Annotated in this window: 18 protein-coding genes; 8 read left to right on the forward strand and 10 right to left on the reverse strand. The window is 53.7% G+C overall.

Annotation, left to right across the window (positions count from 1 at the left end):
- The first annotated feature begins 57 nt into the window (after positions 1-57).
- The 3 genes from KO508_RS02205 (at position 58) to KO508_RS02215 (ending at position 3,977) form a co-directional block, all read left to right on the forward strand.
- On the forward strand, positions 58-960 hold the full coding sequence (locus tag KO508_RS02205; RefSeq protein ID WP_216006701.1) for a helix-turn-helix transcriptional regulator: 903 nt from the start codon (positions 58-60) through the stop codon (positions 958-960).
- Between the two features lie 16 nt (positions 961-976).
- A complete protein-coding gene (locus KO508_RS02210) occupies positions 977-2,740 on the forward strand; it encodes an ExeM/NucH family extracellular endonuclease (RefSeq protein ID WP_216006702.1) in 1,764 nt (587 codons plus the stop codon).
- 166 nt (positions 2,741-2,906) lie between these two features.
- Positions 2,907-3,977 (forward strand): AraC family transcriptional regulator, encoded by a 1,071-nt coding sequence (locus KO508_RS02215; RefSeq protein ID WP_216006703.1) that lies wholly within the window; start codon positions 2,907-2,909, stop codon positions 3,975-3,977.
- Here the strand turns inward: KO508_RS02215 and queE are convergent, their stop codons facing one another.
- The gene (queE, locus tag KO508_RS02220; RefSeq protein ID WP_216006704.1) at positions 3,978-4,634 is read right to left on the reverse strand and encodes a 7-carboxy-7-deazaguanine synthase; all 657 of its coding nucleotides are present in this window, start codon (positions 4,632-4,634) and stop codon (positions 3,978-3,980) included.
- On the reverse strand, positions 4,634-5,299 hold the full coding sequence (gene queC / locus KO508_RS02225; RefSeq protein WP_216006705.1) for a 7-cyano-7-deazaguanine synthase QueC: 666 nt from the start codon (positions 5,297-5,299) through the stop codon (positions 4,634-4,636). The genes queE and queC overlap by 1 nt, the downstream gene beginning before the upstream one ends.
- Positions 5,300-5,448: 149 nt before the next feature.
- On the opposite strand from queC, the gene KO508_RS02230 reads away from it, so the two are divergent.
- The gene (locus tag KO508_RS02230) at positions 5,449-5,940 is read left to right on the forward strand and encodes a 3'-5' exonuclease (protein ID WP_216006706.1); all 492 of its coding nucleotides are present in this window, start codon (positions 5,449-5,451) and stop codon (positions 5,938-5,940) included.
- On the opposite strand, the gene KO508_RS02235 is transcribed toward KO508_RS02230, so the two are convergent.
- The gene (locus KO508_RS02235) at positions 5,930-6,169 is read right to left on the reverse strand and encodes a hypothetical protein (protein ID WP_216006707.1); all 240 of its coding nucleotides are present in this window, start codon (positions 6,167-6,169) and stop codon (positions 5,930-5,932) included. The two genes, KO508_RS02230 and KO508_RS02235, sit on opposite strands and share 11 nt — an antisense overlap.
- A 431-nt stretch (positions 6,170-6,600) precedes the next feature.
- Here KO508_RS02235 and KO508_RS02240 point away from each other — a divergent pair, with 431 nt between their 5' ends.
- Positions 6,601-6,873, forward strand: coding sequence for a hypothetical protein (locus KO508_RS02240; protein ID WP_216006708.1), 273 nt, complete (start codon positions 6,601-6,603; stop codon positions 6,871-6,873).
- A gap of 27 nt (positions 6,874-6,900) precedes the next feature.
- On the opposite strand, the gene KO508_RS02245 is transcribed toward KO508_RS02240, so the two are convergent.
- The 3 genes from KO508_RS02245 to KO508_RS02255 are packed head-to-tail and all read right to left on the reverse strand — an operon-like array spanning position 6,901 to position 11,466.
- Positions 6,901-7,314, reverse strand: coding sequence for a response regulator (locus KO508_RS02245; RefSeq protein ID WP_216006709.1), 414 nt, complete (start codon positions 7,312-7,314; stop codon positions 6,901-6,903).
- Positions 7,315-7,369: 55 nt separating this feature from the next.
- A complete protein-coding gene (locus KO508_RS02250; protein ID WP_216006710.1) occupies positions 7,370-7,921 on the reverse strand; it encodes a hypothetical protein in 552 nt (183 codons plus the stop codon).
- Positions 7,921-11,466: a response regulator gene (locus KO508_RS02255; RefSeq protein ID WP_436836601.1), complete on the reverse strand. Its 3,546-nt coding sequence runs from the start codon at positions 11,464-11,466 to the stop codon at positions 7,921-7,923. The genes KO508_RS02250 and KO508_RS02255 overlap by 1 nt, the downstream gene beginning before the upstream one ends.
- A 128-nt stretch (positions 11,467-11,594) precedes the next feature.
- Here KO508_RS02255 and KO508_RS02260 point away from each other — a divergent pair, with 128 nt between their 5' ends.
- The gene (locus KO508_RS02260) at positions 11,595-12,668 is read left to right on the forward strand and encodes a hypothetical protein (RefSeq protein ID WP_216006711.1); all 1,074 of its coding nucleotides are present in this window, start codon (positions 11,595-11,597) and stop codon (positions 12,666-12,668) included.
- Here KO508_RS02260 and KO508_RS02265 read toward each other — a convergent pair.
- Positions 12,662-12,919 (reverse strand): hypothetical protein, encoded by a 258-nt coding sequence (locus KO508_RS02265; RefSeq protein WP_216006712.1) that lies wholly within the window; start codon positions 12,917-12,919, stop codon positions 12,662-12,664. The two genes, KO508_RS02260 and KO508_RS02265, sit on opposite strands and share 7 nt — an antisense overlap.
- Positions 12,920-13,122: 203 nt before the next feature.
- On the opposite strand from KO508_RS02265, the gene KO508_RS02270 reads away from it, so the two are divergent.
- Entirely contained in the window at positions 13,123-13,467 is a 345-nt protein-coding gene (locus KO508_RS02270; RefSeq protein ID WP_216006713.1) for a hypothetical protein, read from the forward strand.
- Between the two features lie 8 nt (positions 13,468-13,475).
- Here the strand turns inward: KO508_RS02270 and KO508_RS02275 are convergent, their stop codons facing one another.
- The gene (locus KO508_RS02275; protein WP_216006714.1) at positions 13,476-14,762 is read right to left on the reverse strand and encodes a serine hydrolase domain-containing protein; all 1,287 of its coding nucleotides are present in this window, start codon (positions 14,760-14,762) and stop codon (positions 13,476-13,478) included.
- Positions 14,763-14,874: 112 nt separating this feature from the next.
- Here KO508_RS02275 and ybaK point away from each other — a divergent pair, with 112 nt between their 5' ends.
- A complete protein-coding gene (ybaK, locus tag KO508_RS02280) occupies positions 14,875-15,345 on the forward strand; it encodes a Cys-tRNA(Pro) deacylase (RefSeq protein WP_216006715.1) in 471 nt (156 codons plus the stop codon).
- A gap of 79 nt (positions 15,346-15,424) precedes the next feature.
- On the opposite strand, the gene KO508_RS02285 is transcribed toward ybaK, so the two are convergent.
- Entirely contained in the window at positions 15,425-17,668 is a 2,244-nt protein-coding gene (locus KO508_RS02285; RefSeq protein ID WP_216006716.1) for an NADP-dependent isocitrate dehydrogenase, read from the reverse strand.
- Positions 17,669-17,990: 322 nt separating this feature from the next.
- Positions 17,991-19,982, reverse strand: coding sequence for an acetoacetate--CoA ligase (locus tag KO508_RS02290; protein ID WP_216006717.1), 1,992 nt, complete (start codon positions 19,980-19,982; stop codon positions 17,991-17,993).
- Positions 19,983-19,989: the final 7 nt, after the last annotated feature.

A 19,989-nucleotide genomic window follows, 5' to 3' on the forward strand; every position in this document is an offset into this window, starting at 1 on the left:
AACACCCTTAGGAGGTAATATACAGCCATTACTCAATGAACCCGTGAGCGTCTGGTTATGAAAAAAACGGACTGGCCCATCCGATGGGATTTGCTGCTTCGCTACCGACTCATCGAGACCATCGCACTGTGGGAGGGTCGCCTGACGACGAACCACATATGCCACAGCTTTGGTATCGGTCGGCAGCAGGCATCTAAGGATATAAACACATACCTACGCGAACTTGCTCCAGGCAATCTTGTTTATGATCGCCACCTGAAAGGCTATGTGCCTTCGGCTAGATATAAGCCCGTTGTAACCCGGGGGCATGTGAACGAATACATGGACTTGCTCGCTCGCCAACAGAGCCTCAGCAACACGTTTGAAACTCTGGATATCGGCTTGCCCGACAGCACGGTTGTTTTCAGCCCGAACCGCGTTATAGCCCCCGAAATCATGCGCGCTGTTGTGGCTGCCACACGCCATGGCCGCCAGCTCAGGGCCAGCTACTCTTCCCTAAGCCGCCCCGAGGCTGTAGAAGGCATTCTTGAGCCACACACCCTGGTATGCACCGGCACCAATTGGCACCTCCGCGCCTGGTGCGATTCCAACCGTGAATATCGGGATTTTGCTCTTAGCCGGTTCCACTCAGCTCCCGTAGCGCTGCGGCAAAAAGCCAAGCATACCGTGCAGCAAGATGATGACTGGAACCGCAGCGTCACCATGAGCATCTCCCCCGACCACCGCCTGACCGAGGCTCAGCAGAAGATCATAGCGTTGGATTACGGAATGGAGAACGGGTATTTGAGTGTTGAAACTCGGGCCGCCTTGGCGCCCTATGTATTGTCGCGGCTCGGCGTCACACTTGATAGCCAACACCCAGACCCACTCATCCAGCAGCTTGAGCTAACCAATCCGGACCAACTCGGGTTTGGCAGCAAACGCGAACGCGCCTTGAAAGCGGTTGCGGGCCACCGCTAGCCAATAGCCGGCCACTATGACCTCAAGCACAGATTGCATTCGTGCCTTAGCTCTGTCTCTGTTACTGCTGCCAACCCCGCTGGTACTGGCAGCAAGTAACTGTGGCGATGCCGCGACTCCGATTTCTGAGATTCAGGGCCGGGGAGACACCTCACCGCTGGTTGGCCACCGCGTTACCGTTGAAGGCGTTCTTACATTCAATGCCCGCATGGAAGGTGGATTTGACGGCTTTTATTTACAACAGGCCGACGGTGAAACCGATAATAATCCCGAAACCTCAGAAGCCCTGTTTATTTATACTCGTAAAAAAACCGGAATGCCGGGAGAGCGCTTGCGGGTTACCGGCACAGTAAAAGAATTTCATAACCTGACCGAACTGGTCGATATTAAAACCATTAAGTCGTGTGGCCCAGCCGATCTTCCGAAGCCTCAAAATTTAACCCTATTGTGGCCTAACGCTCTGGAATCGATGGAAAACATGCGAGTGCGGGTCACCCAGCCCCTAACGATTATAGACTCCTGGAATCTCGCACGTTTCGGTGAACTCACATTAGCGGCTGGCGACCAAATTATGCCTACCGAGTATATGGAGCCTGGCCCGCAGGCGGCACAAATCGCAGGGCGTAATAGGCAACAACGCCTGCTTCTTGACGATGGTCGTGGCGCACGCGAGCCCGATCCGATTCCCTGGCCTCCGGATGGTCTAACCGGCAAGAACACTATCCGCAGTGGCGACAGAATCCATAACATATCCGGTATTCTTGATTATCGTTTTGGTGCTTGGCGGGTACAGCCGGAGCGCCCGCCGGTTTTCGAGACTGTGAATGCCCGCCGCCCCGCCCCTGCACGACCAGACACCCCGCACATTCGGGTTATGACAATGAATCTGGAGAATTACTTCAACGGTGACGGTAGAGGCATGGGTTTTCCGACTTCCCGTGGGGCATCGACAGCTCTCGCACTTGGGGTGCAGCACCGGCGGTTGGTAGAAGCTATGCGGCGCCCGGACCCGGATATTCTGGCGATAAGCGAACTGGAAAGTGACGGCTACAGCGAAACCAGCGCAATAGCACAGCTTGCGGAAGCTCTTGGGCCAGAGTGGGCGTTTGTGGCTACGCCTAACGCTGACGGCCGCGACCAAATACGCACCGGCATACTTTATCGCCATGATCGCATCGTCGCCGAAGCTCAACCGGAGCGCCTGAAAACAGGCCTTTTCAACACACAAGGCCGGCCGCCATTGGCGCAAACGTTTAGACCCAAAGGGCAGCGCCTTGCTGTTCGGCTGGCGGTGCCTCACCTAAAATCAAAATCTTGCAAAGGTGCGACCGGTCGAGACCAAGACAGAAACGACGGCCAAGGCTGCTATGCCCAGCGCCGCGTAGACGCGACCCGAGCGCTTGTGGAATGGCTTGAGCAACTTCCTCAAGTACCCGATCTGGCGGGTACATTGATTACCGGCGACCTCAACAGCTATTTCCGCGAAGCGCCACTTCAAGCCCTGCAACGTGCAGGCTTCACCAGCATGGTGCACCATTTCCACCCGTGCACAGCACACGAGTGCGATCACTACACCTACAGGTACAAAGGTGAAAAGGGATCACTGGATTACGCCTTTGCATCCTCGTCGCTCAAGCCACGGGTTCTCAGTGCCCAAACATGGACAATTAACGCCGACGAACCCCCGGCTCTAGGTTATCGTAACAATCTGTCGGGCACCGCTGTATCGCCTTGGCGCTCCTCCGACCACAACCCGATAATTACCGATATCCAACTTTGACATAACCCCCTCAAACCCCAACACGATTACGCCATTGCACTGTCCGATTGGCTTCGTGCACCCGCAGACCCGTCATTGAGGTCATGGGGGAGAGAAGCGGCAAAGGTCATAATCCAAGCGAGTTAACTAAATCAGACAACAAGAACCGCTTATTGCAAGGATTCCCATGGGTGCTTCTGCCTCCGCTACACAGGATCTGGGTATGCCGGCCATCTACCTACATATACTGGCCGAACTGCTGAAGGCCATCGGTTTGGACGAGCGTAACCTGCTGCTTAGGGTTGGACTGGACCCGGTTCGGCTGCAATCCACAGACGTTCGAGTAAGCCATGCACAAGCCAGTGAGTTCGTGACCCGCGCCATCATCGAAAGTGGAGAGCCCGGCCTTGGCGTTATGCTAGCCCGCGAGCTAAAGCTACCTTTGCACGGTGCTCTAGGCGTGGCGATTATGAGCAGCCGAACACTGAAGGATGCGCTGGACCTTATGACCCGTTACCTCACCCTACGCGCACCAAACCTCAGCGTTAGCTGCCGCGAAAAAGGTGGTGCCATGCATTACACCATTGTTTGTGATGGTGATCCGGGACCACTGAAAGGATTCATAATGGATGCCATGTTGTTTGGCTGCGTTTTTATGGGTACACAGCTTATCGGTACTGCTATTACAGGCGCTGGAATTCTGAGAAAAGGGCCTGAACCCTCCTATTTTCACCGCTTCCGGCAATCGATCGTCATTCCGGTTGACTATGGTTCTCAGGAGGATGCGTTAGTTGTCTCCCATGCAGCTCTGTCAGCGCCTATACGCTTTAGCGACGACCAGCTTGCGCAGTCGTCTCGCGCGCAGTGCGAAAAAGCACTGAAGCAGCTTAACGAAAATGCGGGCTTTGACTGCCGGGTAAGGCGGGTGATTGAGACCAGTCATCCGTTCCCTCCAAAGCTAGCCAGAGTGGCTGCGACTCTGTTTGTATCCGAGCGCACGTTAAAACGCCGCCTGCAGGAAGAAAACGCCAGCTTTCAGTCTCTGGTGGATCAAGTTAGGCTGGATCGCGCGCGGGAATTGCTCACCGGCACTAACATGAACTTAAACCAAATTGCGGACGTTTTAGGCTATGCAGATGCCGCAAACTTCACCCGCGCCTTCAAACGTTGGACGGGCATAAGCCCAAGCCAATTCAGAGGTTTGGAACGTCAATCCAGTGGCATGGTTCTACAGGCCCAAACACCAGCCCCCGCATAATCAATCGATGCCGATAATTTTGTGCATTTGCAGTGTCAGCCGCCAGCGGGGATGAGCCAGACAGTAGTCAGTGGCCTTGCGAGTATTACTCTGTTTAACCGGGTCTGACTCGCCATCAGGCGCAGACGGAGAAGCCATGGGCGATAGGAAAAAATGCCGGGCGTTGATGTGCACAAATCTTTCCGGCATGGCTTTGGGCTGAGGGTACACCAGTTTCAGTTCATCGCAGGTTTCAATCACTACGGGGGCTTCCGCCTTGGGACTCACACATAGCCAGTCAATACCAGATGGCGCGGGCAGGGTACCATTGGTTTCCACACCCACCTCAAAACCCAAGTGATGTAAGGCCTCAACCAGCGCTTCATCTAATTGCAACAATGGCTCTCCACCCGTACAAACCACATAAGGTGCACCCGGCGCATCCGGCCAAAGGCTGCGAATGTGAGCCGCCAGAGCTTCTGCAGTGTCAAAAGCCCCACCGTTTTGACCATCGGTGCCAATAAAGTCTGTATCGCAGAAATGACACACCGCTGTTGCCCGGTCTTTTTCTCGGCCGGTCCACAGGTTGCACTTACTGAAACGGCAAAACACCGCAGCACGACCGGCTTGAGCACCCTCGCCTTGCAAGGTGTAAAAGGCTTCTTTTACTTTGTACATCAGCGACCTGCCTCGTACGCCAATGGATCTGCAAGGCCATTCTCTGAAAACGCTTCAAGCCGTTCTACACATGAACCACAGAGCCCACAAGCCTTTTCACGACCGTTGTAGCAGGTCCAGGTTTGGGCGTAGTTAAGCCCGAGCTTCAGGCCTTCAGCTAGAATTTCGCCCTTGGTCATGTGCATGAAGGGTGCCTCAATGCCCACGGGCTCGTAGTTGGCCACCCGGCACACAGCGTCCATTTTTTCTACAAATTCTGGCCGACAGTCAGGGTAAATTGCATGATCCCCACCATGGGCGCCATACCAAACCGCACCAGCGTTTACCGTCACCGCATAGCCCGTGGCCAAGGAGAGCAGAATCATGTTGCGGTTGGGCACCACTGTAGCTTTCATGCTTTCTTCTTCGTAGTGGCCTTCGGGTATCTCGCTGTCTGATGTAAGCGCAGAACCAGACATAACCTCGCTCATGGCGCGAATATCAATCACCTTGTGGGGGATATCCAAAGCAGCAGATACCGAGCGCGCAACATCCAGTTCACGCACATGGCGCTGGCCATAGTTGAAGGATAACGCATGTACTCGCAACCCTTGGGCGCGGGCGCGGTGAAGTAGGGTAAAGGAGTCCATACCTCCGGAATAGATTACAACCACGGTGTCAGTCATGCAGGCTCCTGGCAAGAGGGAATAAAGGCTACTGTAAAGGCTGCGCAATAAAGTGGACCTATTGTAACAGCGCAGAAGCAAGTTGGGTTCGCGTCCCCGAAGGCGGGCGGGTAAACTGCCACTAAATCAAACCACAAGCCAGACTGCCAATGATTACAGAACAGCGACCGGCGTTCATCGACTTCGAGGCATCAAGCCTGAGCCTGATCTCAAGTTACCCCATTGAGGTGGGCGTTTGCATGCCCGATAGCACTCTGCACAGCTGGCTAATCGCGCCTCACGCACTTTGGAAGGACTGGTCAGAGAGCTCAGAGCAGGTTCATGGTATTTCCAGAACCAGTCTTGTAACAGAGGGGAAGGACGTAACCGAGGTGGCCCAACGTCTGAACCGATTGCTGTCTGGGCAGGTGTTCTGTGACGCCTGGACATTTGACAGTTTCTGGCTCTACCGGCTATTCCGGGCCGCCAATGTGGAGCCCGGATTTCATCTGGAATGTATCTCGGCGCTGCTCAACCCCAAGCAGGTAGAACAATGGCCGTCTGCACGCCAGAAGGTTATTTCGAACCTTGGCCTGCCCGTTCACCGGGCTGCAAACGACGCTCTGATCCTGCAGAAAACATGGGAATACGTCAGTGCTTGAGTGACCGCGCTCTCAGGGCCATTATTTCCAGACCGCCCCTCAGAGTGGATAACGTCCAGTAGGTAACCAGCGCCATCAAGCCAGCTCCGGCAACGGTGAAGACAAGGTCATCACCAACAACCTGCCCCTTGGCTAATACCATGTATAGGGCCAATGCGGCTATCAAAACAATTTCTACGACAAAATGGAAACGGAACTTATTACGGGGAGATCCGGATTCGTCGGACATTTTCTTAGGTTTCAACCTCTACTGTTTATCGGCGTGGGTGTTTAGTTAGTGTACAAATCATCCCCCATACAGCCCTTAATATCTGTACGAATTAGTGGCTACGAACTAACCACTACCGCGATAATCTCCGCCCGTAGAAGGAGGGTGCCAAAACTTTAGGCTATTGCAAACACGAGGTTAACGGATACACTATTGAACCAAATACACCCAAAACGCCGAATATGAACCGAATGAATCCACAGCCTATGATGAATGCCGCAGCAGACTGCCTCAAAAGGCATTGTGTGCGTGCGTTGGTAAACGATATCTAACGGCTTTCGGTCAGTTCCCGGGAGCCTTTGCAGCGACCGGGTCAGCGTCTCCGCCAAACCCCGGTTGCTCACAGCTCCGGGGTTTTGTTTTTGCCATCGCAAAACGACAAGGAGATCAGCATGAAAAGACAACATACAACGCGTGCCGCTAACCAGCCTATGAATAGCCGGTCTGGGGCCATACGCCGCCCGGAACAACTGCCGCTACTGGACGCCATCTGCAAGAAGCTGAACCAACGCGTTAATCTAGATGACGAACAGAGAGTACTTGGATTGTACGAGAGAGGCTGGATCTTTAATGGTGTGCTGGCCACTTTGGGCAGCGCGGAAGCCCGCTACGTTCGTGCGCTGGCTACCCGCCACAACTCTTGGATTGCCCGTCAGGTGGCGTAGCACGTAAGAACGAGGTCTGAACCGGTTTTAGTGGTGCCGGTTCAGACCCTGCATAATAGCCGCATCACCACCGTGCACCACCGCATAGTTACTGATCACATCGTGAATTTTTTCTTGGGAGTAAGGCTTAACAACATAGCCGTTCGCACCAGCGCTGATTGCCCGCTGTATACTCTCTATGGAGTCATCTGCAGTAACCAAAACAACGTGCTGACCCTCTCGCGCCTTTTTAAACTCTTTCATCAATTCATGACCATCGCCGTCCGGCAGGCCAAGATCCAGAAGTATGATGTCGAATTTGCCATCGTCAAAAGCCTTACGGCCCAACGCAGCGCTCTCGCAATCCGTTACGCTGGTGGCCCCGGCTTTATAAAGCATGTCGACCAGTCGCTCGCGTATCACAGGCTCGTCTTCCACAACCAGTACCGTCAACTTATCCATTTTTATCTCCTTTTCGCCGGGCGTATGGTTGCGCAGTGTTCCTGCAGGGCAGTCACTACCAAGAATCTGTGCCAGTGTTCCGGGGCAGATCTAAAGGCGCATGCCCGGCCCGATTCGCGCTGGCATAGCCATCTGAGTGCTCATCAGCGCTCGTGGCATAGCCTTCGTGGCCGTCGTCACGGGTTAAAATATTGCTTATACCGACAGCTGTCGAATAGAGGGAAATTGCGATAATCAGCAATGTTGGCTGCACAAAGACCACAAAACCCGGAACTTCCGCACCGCCCATGATACTTAGTATAAGGATGATGGCTGGCCCTAGCACCACAAATAACGTTAGAGCTATGAAGAATACAATACGCTCCTTGTAGCGTCCAAGGTCCCGGTTGGTCACTAGCCCCAGCACGAATTTGCCGATAGCCAACCCGGCAAGTATGGCTGCCGCTATGCTCAAATCTGCATGCATCAACATTTCATAAAGGCGTCCATCCCAAAGGCGCTGCATACCGATAACAAGAAACGGAAAAAGCACGAACAAAATGTCGGCATAGGTGCCATACATCATGCTCATTGAATGTTGTTCACGGTGCAGTTGACGCTCACTCATTAGTTCAATCCTGTTTCGCTCTGTGGTTGTTCACGCTCGATCATCCCATCCAATACTGCAAACTCACAGCGTATCAGTTGCCATTGTGGGTCCGCTGCCTTTAACAGCCCCTCGACAATACCGGCCTGACGGGTCATCTCAGGATAACCCACAGCACCAGCTGAACCTTTTATTTGATGCGCTTCAGACGCAAGCACGGCTTTGTCTTTGTCTGCTATCGCTTGGCTCATTCGCTGCCTGCGTTCACCCAACCCTGACAGGAATTGGGCTGTCAGACGACTGATAACCTCGTCCTCGTCCGCTTCCGCATCCTCTTGCTCTCGCGCTGGCGCAGAATCCAAAAACCGACTCAGCAGCGCCTGAAGACGGTACTCATCTATCGGTTTCTCCAGCACCCCGTCACAGCCCGCCTCACGCAAGGCGTCGGTTTCTTGCTGGTCGCCAGCGGTAAACGCAATAATCGGGCGTCTAAATCCCGCCTGCCGGAGCAGCCGGGTTGCCTCCACTCCGTCCATGACAGGCATGTGCCTATCCATCAGCACCAATTGCACGGGCTCCGAAAGGGCCTTGCGCACGGCTTCGTCGCCTGCGGTAACGGACATTACTTCCAAACCCAGACGGCTCAACATACGCTCCACCAACTGCCGGTTCTCGGCGTGGTCTTCAGCCACCAACACACGGCCATTGTATTGCTGCGCTGGCATTCTTGAGCGGTCAGCCTGAACCTCCAAATATCGCGCCAACACGTCATAGAAGCGTTGCTTGTCGATGGGCTTTGCCAAATGCTCGTTGCAGCCAGCTAACCGGTAATCGGCAATATCTTCGGTCATCACATTCGCTGTCAGCGCAATCACCGGTGTATTCACCCCGGCCTCACGCAAGGCTGCGGTAGCATCCCGACCATTCATAACCGGCATCTGGATATCCATAAGAATTAGATCAAATGATTCCCGGATAGCCATTTCCAGAGCTTCCGCGCCGTTACCTACGTGAACCAGCTCAGCGCCAGTGCGGCCGACCAGCAGTGAAACCAGACGACGATTTACATCATTGTCTTCCGCACAAAGTATACGCCCCGAAAGGCGCGGTGCTGCCGCCATTGGGATACTTCGACGACGCTGGCTTAACTCTGAAGCGTCGCGCAAAAAGTGGACCTGTTCCAGCGGCCCAGTGCGAATAGATAGCTCAAACTCGCTGCCTTCTCCGTATGTGCTGCTAACACGGATACTGCCACCTAGCATTTCGGCCAGCCGGCGGGAAATACTGAGGCCAAGGCCGGTGCCACCATACTGGCGGGAAATTGCTGCACTGCCCTGAGCAAAAGGATCGAACAGACGACCTATCTGCTCCGGCTTCATGCCAATTCCTGTATCCACAACTTTGGCAATCAGAGTTTCGTCTTCGCGATCACATTGAATGGAAAGGCAAATAGACCCTTTTTCAGTAAATTTGAGGGCGTTTCCACACAAATTGATGATGATCTGACGCAAACGGGTTGGGTCTGTTTGAATTTGCTCGGGCAAGGGAAACTCAGAAGCAATATTGAAATCCAGTCCTTTTTCTCGGGCTCGCGGTGCAAAAAAGGCACGGATTTCATCCAGAAGCTCGGGGAGGTTTACTGAAACTATATCCACATCCAGCTTGTTCGCATCAATTTTGGAATGGTCGAGAATGTCATTCACCAGTTCCAGCAGATGCCGCCCGCTCCGAACGACTGTTTCAGCGCTGCTGCGCTTTTCCTGTTCATCAAGATCCGGATCCATCAGCGTTTCGCCGTAGCCGATGATGGCGGCTAAGGGTGTGCGAATCTCATGGCTCATATTGGCGAGAAACTGGCTCTTTGCTTCGGCAGAGTTGCGGGCCAACTCTTTCTCTAACCGCTCCTGTTCTCGCTCGCGCTCAATACGTTGGCGTCGGTGGCTCTCCGTAGAGTCTACACACGTCCCCTCAAGATGCGTGGGTTCACCTTCCGTATCGTAAGCGGTGTGAAGGGAGATAATCGCCCAGCGCTCGTCCCCCGACCGGGTTAGGTAGCGGGCCTCTACGCCCTTTACTGTGCCCCTAGCTTCCAGCTGCTCAACCACCAATTCCCGCAGCCGGTCATCAGCAATGCATGCCTCCAGTACGTCCGGATTGCTTTGCAACAGCTCCCGGCTGTTGCCATAGCCCATTAAACGCGCCATGGCGGGGTTAGCCGTTACAAACTGGCGCCCAGCCGACATCTGGAATACGCCTTCAATGGCGTTATCAAAGAGTGACTGGTAGCGCTGAAGGTTAGCCAGTGCTCGCCGGCTCCAGTTTAATGCCTGACCCTGAACCTGTTTTATGCGGTCTGCCAAAGCGAAAGAGAACAAAATAATCTGCGCAGTAAGCCCGACTTGGGGAGCGTAACCAGTGAACGCATTCAGCGGCAAGTAGCCCATAACCGTGAGGGCATAGATACTAAAACCAATGAGCGCCAGCGTCCAGGCAAAAAAGTATGAGCGCGCAGCCGGATTGTAATAGCGCCAAGACAGATAGCTGACCACAATCAAAATAAGGCAAAGCAACATCGAACCAATAACAATCCATTCCATGGCCGTGTGGTAAGGAACGAACACAGACAAAACGAAGGTAAGAATGACTGAGTACAAGCACATGATTAGAACCCGGTCCAGATCTACTGACCGGGTGCGCGTTTCCAGCAGTGCTCTGGCCATCAGAAGGCCCCAGAACCATGTCATGATGATCTGAAAGTGCAGATATTCTTTATTGAACAGCGCCGGGCGGCTGTCTAAAAGCTGGATGCCATGGACCTGCTCGGTTGCAATAAATACTGCCGCCGAGACCAAGTAAAGCACGTAATAGATATTACTGCGTTCGCGAACCGACACTGCTACAAACAGGTTATACGCCAAAATAGCCAGCAGGCTTCCGAGCAGCGCACCACGAATGATTTCGTCCACCGACACTTTTTCGATGTAACTATCAGGGCTCCAAAGGCTAATGGGCAAGCGAAAGGTGTTGGTATTGATGATGCGCAGGTACACCGAGGTAACGCTATTTGGCTCTAGATCAAGCCGGAATGTTGGATTGGGTACGGCTAGATCACGCTCTGCCCAATTGCCGTGGTAGCCTGCCTTTCGTTGATCGATCAACTCGCCATCGCGCACCAAGTACAGCACAACTTCGTCCACAAGCGGCAGCGCTAGCTCCAAAATCCACTCTGAATCAGTCTCTCCAGCGTCTGCGCGTACATCAAACCGAGTCCAGTAGGCGGACTCTGTGTAGCCAAAGTTCAGCACACCGCTTTCATGTTGGGTAAACCGCTCAGACTCCGTGGTAAGAATGTCTGACAAAAGATAGAGCTGACCGGCATCCTCCAGATAGGATATGCAGCCGCCAAAATCGCGAACGCTGTCCGTATTGCTTTTTAGAACAAGCTGGCCATTCACACACTGCTCTTGAGCGTCTGCCATTCCGGGCGCTAGAGTAGCGATCATAACTATCGCGGCAAGCAACCATTGCATGGCTTTGCCGAACGCCGGGGTACACCGTTGCTGCAAAATGTGATCTCCGCGAGGGCAGGTGCCTGTCTTATAGTTTATTGTCAGCAGTCGGATCGGGGCATAGCGCCCCGCGGGTAATTACTTTAGTCGTTTATGGTTGATTTCGCACCTCAGGGCCTTCTGAAATGAGACACTCTTACTTTTTTGCCGCCATCTCACTCACACTCCTTAGCGGGTGCGGGATGGAGGATACGGGCCCAAGCGCATTCAACCCTGCCACTAACGTAGATTTGGGCTTTTCAACATTTGACATTGAAAATACCGAATCAGCACCCGATAACCTTAAGCACACCCGGTTCTGGGATTTCTATCAAGGTATTCAACCCAGCGGCAGTGACGACAATGCCGATAACCGCGAGACGGCAAACGAGATTCGCAGCCATGTTGACAGGTTTATTCGAGCAACCCGTGCTGAGGATGGCAATAACTATAGAAAAGTACGGAACCCTCTCGACCTGATCAATCAGATCATTGCATCGAACCAAAGCACGAATTTCCGGGAAGGCCGAAAGTACATCAGCCAACGCATTGCTGATGAAGAGGCTGGCACCTACAACACTCGGGGAAATGGTGCTCTTATTCGGTTTACGGAGCAGGATGCCGCACTGAGAGACCTAGCGTTGAACGAAAAGCTATGGGTTTACCCAACGTTGGACTGGCGATATCTACCCGCTAACGCTGAAGGCAATAGTCTGGAAGAAAAGGTGTACCGAACAATTCAGTATGTAAGCCGGAGCGTGGAGCCAGAAGAGGTTGATGCGCAGCCAGAATTGGTTAGCGTCTTAGCCGGGAGCCGTTTTGATGCCAACAGCTTTGTCACCAGCGGCTACAACAAACCCGAATTTGCTACCGCAGACTATGCCAGCCGTAATTTCGGTAGCATCGAACTGAGGCAAGAATTCATTCGGAATAAAACCGACACGCTTTTTATCAAAAGTGCTGACAATCGGGTCTTGGATTTGAATCGTTATGACAGCGTAAACCTGAATGACTTGAGCCCTGACTGCCTAAGAGTTGACCTGAACTATGTGACGTCAACCGTGAGGATTTTTACGTCCAACGGCGAGCCAGCAGCACTTGAAACTCCGACCGCTGACAGCCCTAACAAAACTAGCCCAAACCCAGCCTATTGCGACAATCTGCCAGATAGCGAAGCTATCGTAAGCTGGGCTGCAACGGGGTCTACAGAGCGTCAGTAATGGCGCCACTCATCCAGTTCCCAGTTCTGCAAAAAGCCTTTTTTGCGGTCAATCATGCGCTCGTAGGCTGTAATCATAACGGCTACATGGGGTGCTTTGGCGAAGCGTAAAGCCTCAATCCGACGCTCTAATCGCTCGACTTCGGTGCTCACTCTCTGATGCACGTGACTTCGCACACTGTCGTGATGATCCAAACGAACCTGTCTGGTTGCCGGAGGCTGTTCATTGCGGAGCTTTTCTAAGTTATCCATTGCGTATCTCGTCCATTGAGTTGCAGATTTTCCTTGATCAGAATGTAGTTTGCACAACTGTCTGACAAAGTGCAACAAAATGAACAGAGCTTCACTCTTATCACCGCTATCTGCTTCTACGCGCAACGGCCCCACATCCGAGAATCCTGACGAGTCCACTGCTATAGTTCCCGTTACTGTTTTTATAGCGATCAGGACTGTTTATGAGCCAGACATCCGTTGCGAATACCCTAAGAGAATACCTTTCTCTGCTCGAATTACTAGACGACGCCTACTGGGAAGCCTCCAGCATTGCCCATAAAGATATGCTGTACGACATTATTAGCATCTTTAGTCAGGAGGTCTCTGAGATAAACAAGCTCAGCATTCAGGACCACCATTATCCTTATGAAGTGATCACTGAAGGCATTCGGCGGGTTGTGCCCAAACTGGAAAAGTTGGATGAAAGCCGCGAGGAAGTCATTCAGCGCACGCAGACACTGACTGACTTTCGCGACATTCTTTCATCTGTGCTCGGTATTCTTGAGGATCAGCTCAGAACCCTGTGAGGAGCACCTCAAAAGGCGACCACCGGGCGCTCGCTTTCCGGGCGCAGGGGGAATTGGCGGGCGATGGTGTATACAAACTTGCCCAGCGCAGGAATGTGGTGGCCCACAATCGGGATGCCGGTATTGATAAGGCTTACCGAGATGTCTCGCGCTGCATCGGCCCAGCACAGCTTGTTGATCAGCCCCACATGGCCAAAAGCGTACCGGCTTCTTTGTCCCCACAAGCCAACCGGGTTACCGCCCAGCATCATGCCGGCACTGAAACGCATAGGTATCATCATGGTGCGATCAATCTGTAAGGAGCCGAACTGCTGAATGGCCCGGCGAACGGTAATCTCATTGCAGATGCGCTTGCCGTTCCAGATACCGCCATTAAGCATCATCTGGAAGAATCGGCCCATCTCTTCAGCGGTGCCGCACAGATTACCGGCGGGGATCACCGCTTCCTGAAACAGGGGGTTATTGGTTACCTGCTCCACGGTTGATATGTCGCCGCCAAGTGCGCGGTTTACAATCCACGACACCGGGAAACGCGGCGTTGGCCCGGTCGCGTAATTTGTGGCCAACTCATGCAGACTCTCCGCCTCGATCCCGTAGGTAAACCACTTCATGCCCATGGGTTGGCGGATATGCTTGTCGAGGTAATTTTCGATGGTGTCGCCGGTGACTTTTTCAAGCACCCGCTGCAGAACATAGCCGCCAGTTATCGCATGGTAGGCCACCTTGGCACCGTCTACCGCCACGGCTCTGGACTCACACAGCAGGCGCCAGATTTCCTCTTGATCCCACAACACCTCGATGGGTGTGTCTTTCGGAATGGAAGGAATGCCGCCCCTGTGGGACAGGATCTGATGCACGGTGATGGTACGTTTGCCGTTTTGTGCAAACTCCGGGCAATAATAGGACACAGGGTCCATCAAATTCACCAGCCCTTGCTCAACCAGCATATGCATCAGCAAAGCGGTAACCGCTTTGGACGCAGAGAAGTAACAAACCGGGGTGTCGGTGGTCATGGCTACTCTTGGAGTGCCGACTGGCTCGTGGGGGCCATTTCCACTGGCATGGCCAATAGCCCGGTGCAGTATTTGTTCACCCCTGTGGCGCACGGATATCTGGATGCCCGGGTGGACACCGGTGCGATATAAGGCTTCGACGCTTTTCCAGATGGTATCTACTGTGCGGGCGTCTAAGCCCACGGCTTCCGGGTTTTCACCCGCGATGTCGCGCTGGGTTACAGTGGATAAATCCTTGGGAACCTTGCAACTGTGCAGTGCACGACGAGCTATTGGATTCATCAGGTACGCCTTGATATTGGTGACAGTTTTTATTCATTCTTAGGGCTGTTCAAATCTGAAGTTATCATAGACTGTTGAGCATTAGAAAAACCAACGATTTCAGGAGCAAACTATGACGCCCGGTATCGATGCGGCGAGTAAAGCTGGCGTTTTCCACACTATTCATGAATATGAGCACGACCCCGCCAGCACTGGCTATGGCAACGAGGCCGCCGAAAAAATGGGGGTTGATCCGGCACGGGTTTTCAAAACGCTAGTGGTCGCTGTGGATAGCAAAACCTTGGCTGTGGGCGTGGTTCCGGTTACAAGCATGCTAAGCATGAAGCTGATTGCGAAGGCCGCGGGCGGCAAAAAAGCGGTCATGGCCGACCCACAAGAAGTCCAGCGCCGCACCGGCTATGTATTGGGAGGTGTTAGCCCATTAGGCCAAAAGAACCGTTTAAAGACCTTCATTGATGCCTCCGCTGAAGGCTTTGAAACCATCTATGTGAGCGCTGGCCGACGCGGGTTGGAGATAGAGCTCTCGCCTGACGATTTGGCCAGACTGACCAACGGAAAGCTGATACCACTGCAGCAATCATAAAAAAACCCGGAGAGCCAAGTGAGGGCTTTCCGGGTTTTTATCTCGGGCGCTCAGGCGTAATGCCCGACGCCTTCTGGGATCACTTCACCGATGCGCGGGCATCCTTCAGAATCCGGTTGAAGGTTTCACTCGGCTGCATTACGGCCTGCACCTTTTCTGCAGGTGGGTGGTAATAACCACCGATATCCGCAGGCTGACCCTGAATAACGCTCATTTCTTCCAGAATCTTGTCCTTGTTTTCTTCCAGCTGCTTCGACATTTTGGTAAAGAACTCTTTCAGCTCCTTGTCGCTGTCCTGATTAGCCAGTTCTTCTGACCAGTAACGCGCCAAGTGGAAATGGCTGCCACGGTTGTCCAGCTCACCGGTTACCCGTGACGGCGACTGGTTGTTTTCCAGCAGGCGCTCAGTAGCCTTGTCCAACGTCTGGCCCAGCAGGCGCGCACGGTTGTTATCGTGCTTCTCACCCAACTCATCCAGTGATACGGCAATGGCCAGAAACTCACCCAGAGAATCCCAGCGTAGGTGATCTTCCTGCAACAACTGCTGCACGTGTTTGGGTGCAGAACCGCCAGCGCCGGTTTCGTAGAGGCCACCACCATTCAGCAGAGGCACAATAGACAACATCTTGGCGCTGGTACCCAACTCCAGAATCGGGAACAGGTCGGTGAGGTAGTCACGCAGTACGTTGCCGGTTACAGAAATCGTATCGAGGCCGCGAATCAGGCGCTCCATAGTCCAGCGAATGGCCCGCACAGGAGACTCGATACGGATATGCAGGCCTTCGGTGTCGTGATCTTTCAGGTAAGTATTTACCTTCTTGATCAGCTCGGCGTCGTGCGGGCGTTCATCATCGAGCCAGAACACGGCTGGCATGCCGGTGGCGCGGGCACGGCTAACGGCCAGCTTGACCCAGTCGCGGATTGGCAGGTCTTTGGTTTGGCAAGCACGCCAAATATCACCCTCTTCCACGTTGTGTTCGGTCAGCACTGTGCCGTCTTCGGCCACCACTCGCACAATACCGTCTTCCTTGATCTCAAAGGTCTTGTCGTGGGAGCCGTATTCTTCTGCCTTCTGCGCCATCAGGCCCACGTTCGGCACTGTGCCCATGGTGGTGGGATCAAAAGCTCCGTGGGTTTTGCAGAAGTTGATCATTTCCTGATAAATCGTGGCGTAGGTGGACTCAGGCATAACCGCCTTGGTGTCCTTGAGCTTGCCATCGCGAGCCCACATCTTGCCGGAGTTACGAATCATCGCGGGCATGGAGGCATCAACAATCACGTCGCTGGGTACGTGCAGGTTGGTGACACCTTTCACGGAATCGACCATGGCGATTTCCGGGCGGTGCTCGTAAGTCTTGTGTAGGGTTTCCTGAATTTCTTCCTGCTTCGACTCGGGCAACTGCTTGATTTTCTCCAGTACTGAGGACAGGCCGTTATTCGGATTTACACCGATTTCGTCAAACAGTTCGCCGTACTGGTCGAAAAGCTCTTTGTAGTAAATCTTCACCGCATGACCAAATACGATCGGGTGGGAGATTTTCATCATGGTAGCTTTTACGTGCAGGGAGAACATCACGCCGGTTTTTTCGCAATCAGCAATGGCTTCTTCGAAGAACTGGCACAGTGCTTTCTTGCTCATGAACATGCCGTCGAGCACTTCGCCATCCAACAAAGGAAGGTCAGACTTGAGAACCGTCTGCTCGCCTTTTTTGCTCTCGAACACGATGCGGGCGTTGGTGGCCTTGTCGAGGGTGATGGACTGCTCGTTGGAGTAGAAGTCGCCCCCGTGCATGTGCGCCACGTGAGTACGTGAAGCCGGGCTCCACTCACCCATGGTGTGGGGGTATTTACGGGCAAACGCTTTCACGGCAGTGGGTGCGCGACGATCGGAGTTGCCTTCTCGCAGAACCGGATTCACGGCACTGCCAAGCACTTTGGCGTAGCGGGCTGTGATCTCTTTTTCTTCGTCGGTTTGCGGATTTTCCTTGTACTCGGGAACTTTGTAACCCTGATCGTTCAGCTCTGTAATCGCTGCGCGCAACTGCGGTATGGAGGCAGAGATGTTTGGCAGCTTGATGATATTGGCATCAGGGTCTTTGGTGTATTCGCCCAACTCTGACAGGGCGTCGGGTACGCGCTGGTTTTCCTCAAGGTGATCCGGAAAGGTAGCCAGTATGCGCGCCGCAAGGGAGATGTCGCTGGTTTCAAATTCAATACCAGCTGGCTTGGCGTAGGTTTCCAGTATGGGTAAAAGTGACCGGGTAGCGAGGGCTGGTGCTTCGTCGGTCAGTGTGTAGACAATCTTTGCTTTGGATGATGTCATTTTCGTCCTCAGGCTAATAGGTGGGTTCAGGACGGTCATGGCTGGATCTTCCGTCTTGTGAACGGTAGGTCTATGCAATGACTGATTTTTAAACTTTTGATAGACCTACTAAGATAGCATTTTTTTGTAATCTCTGGTTACGATCTTAGTATAAGAACGGACTAAAAACCCTTGATCATCGGTAACTGGGCGACCAAAAGGTGGAATTTTACGAAACTTTCTAACATTTGGCCGATTAACTCGGGAGTAGCGCGCTGGGGTTAACGTCTCCCAAAACACGCTCCTTGCGGCACATCCATGTGGCGCAAGGAGCCCCGCCCTCTTAATCTTGAGGTAACAAGTTCTCCTCAGCAAGCCGCACGCGAATCTGGTCCAGAGCTTCCGGGTTACCCAGTGCATCGCGGTTGTCCGCTTTGGTGGAGCCGTTGATTAGGCGGGCGACGGCCAGTTCGACTTTTTTGCCGCTGCGGGTGTAGGGGATGTCCGGCACCTGAACGATGTGTTTGGGAACGTGCCTTGGGCTGGCGCCCTGGCGGATTCGGGTTTTTAGCTGCTTTAGTAATTCGTCGGTGAGTGTCTGACCATCTGCTGGCACCACGAACAGAACAACTTCTACATCACCATCAATCTGGCGGCCTACTACAAGACTGTCTTTTACGGCAGCTTCGGTTTCTACCTGACGGTAGATTTCAGCGGTGCCGATTCTTACACCGCCGGGGTTGAGGGTGGCGTCGGAGCGGCCGTAGATGATGGCGCCGCCGTGTTCGGTGAATTCTATAAAGTCACCATGTGCCCATACGCCGGGAAAGGTGTCGAAGTAGGCGGCGCGGTAACGTTCGCCATCGGCGTCGTCCCAGAAGGCAACGGGCATGGAAGGCAGAGGTTGGCGGCACACGAGTTCGCCACGGCCGTGATCTACGGGTTTGCCATCGTCGCCGTAGGCTACGGCATCAACGCCTAAAAACCGGCATTGGATTTCACCACGGCGCACGGATAGCAGCGGGGTGGAGCCTACGAAGCAGCCACAGATGTCGGTTCCGCCAGCGATGGAGCCGAGCAGGGCTTTGGGGGCGCCTTGGCTGTATACCCAATCGTAGTCTTCTGGAAGCAGAGGCGAGCCAGTTGAGAACACGACTCTCAGTTTGCTTAGATCAAGTGTTTCGGCCGGGGCCATTTCTTCCTTGCGACAGCCTGCAATGAATCTTGCGCTGGTGCCGAAGTGGGTTACACGCTCTTCCGCTACTGTGTCCCACAAGGAGCTTAAGCTGGGATATCCGGGTGAGCCATCTACGGTGATGACGGCAGCGCCGGTCAACAGGGCAGAGGCTTGCCAGTTCCACATCATCCAACCACAGGTGGTGAAGTAAAGGAACCGGTCTTCCGGGCCTACGTCGCCATGCAGCATGAGTTCTTTGGCATGATTAATCAGCAGACCTGCAGTGCCGTGTACGATGCACTTGGGCTTGCCGGTCGTACCGGAGGAATACAAGATGTAAACCGGATGGTCTGGATCGACAGGCGTGAATGAGGGCGCCTGCCCAGCGCCAGCGGCAAGGGCCTCTTCCCAGGTGGTCACCAGCTCACCGGGAACTGCCGTTTCGCCCGGGAGCTGTTCAACGCTGACAACGCATTTCAGTGTTGGCAGTCCAGCAACCAGTTCTGCAAAATCCTTCTGGCGGGCGAAGGTTTTGCCGCCATAGCCGTAGCCGTTTACCACGATCAAAGCCGAGGGTTCAATCTGGCCAAAACGGTCAAGAATGGCACCAATACCAAAGTCCGGCGAGGCAGAACTCCAGATGGCACCAAGGCTGGTTGCTGCCAGCATGCCAACGAGGGCTTCGTAACCGTTGGTAACAACACCAGCGACTCTGTCGCCTTTTTCGATACCTTTGCTGCGCAGGAAGGCCTCCAAGGCACCTACGTCAGCTTTCAGTTCACTGTAGGTGCGGCGCAGAATCTGACGCGTTTCGCAGTAAGCCACGACGGCTTCGTTGCTGGCATGTTCTCCCTCTGCCGATCGCAACAGGTTAGCGGCAAAGTTCAACTTCATACCCGGGAACCACTCGGCGCCGGGCATGTCCCGCTTACCCAGCACTTTATTGGCCGGTGTTTCACAGATAAGGCCACAGTAATCCCATACTTTCCCCCAGAAGGTTTCGAGATCTTCAACAGACCACTGGTGCAACGCGTGATAATCCGCAAAAGGGCCATAACCCTGATTGCCCAGCCAGGTTTTGAAACGGCCTATTTGGGTTGTCTCTACCGCGTCTTCGGAGGGAGTCCAGACTGCGGGCGATTGTTCTGTAAGGCTCATCCGTCGC

This window comes from Marinobacter salexigens, from assembly GCF_018860765.1.
GTDB classification, from domain to species: domain Bacteria; phylum Pseudomonadota; class Gammaproteobacteria; order Pseudomonadales; family Oleiphilaceae; genus Marinobacter; species Marinobacter salexigens_A.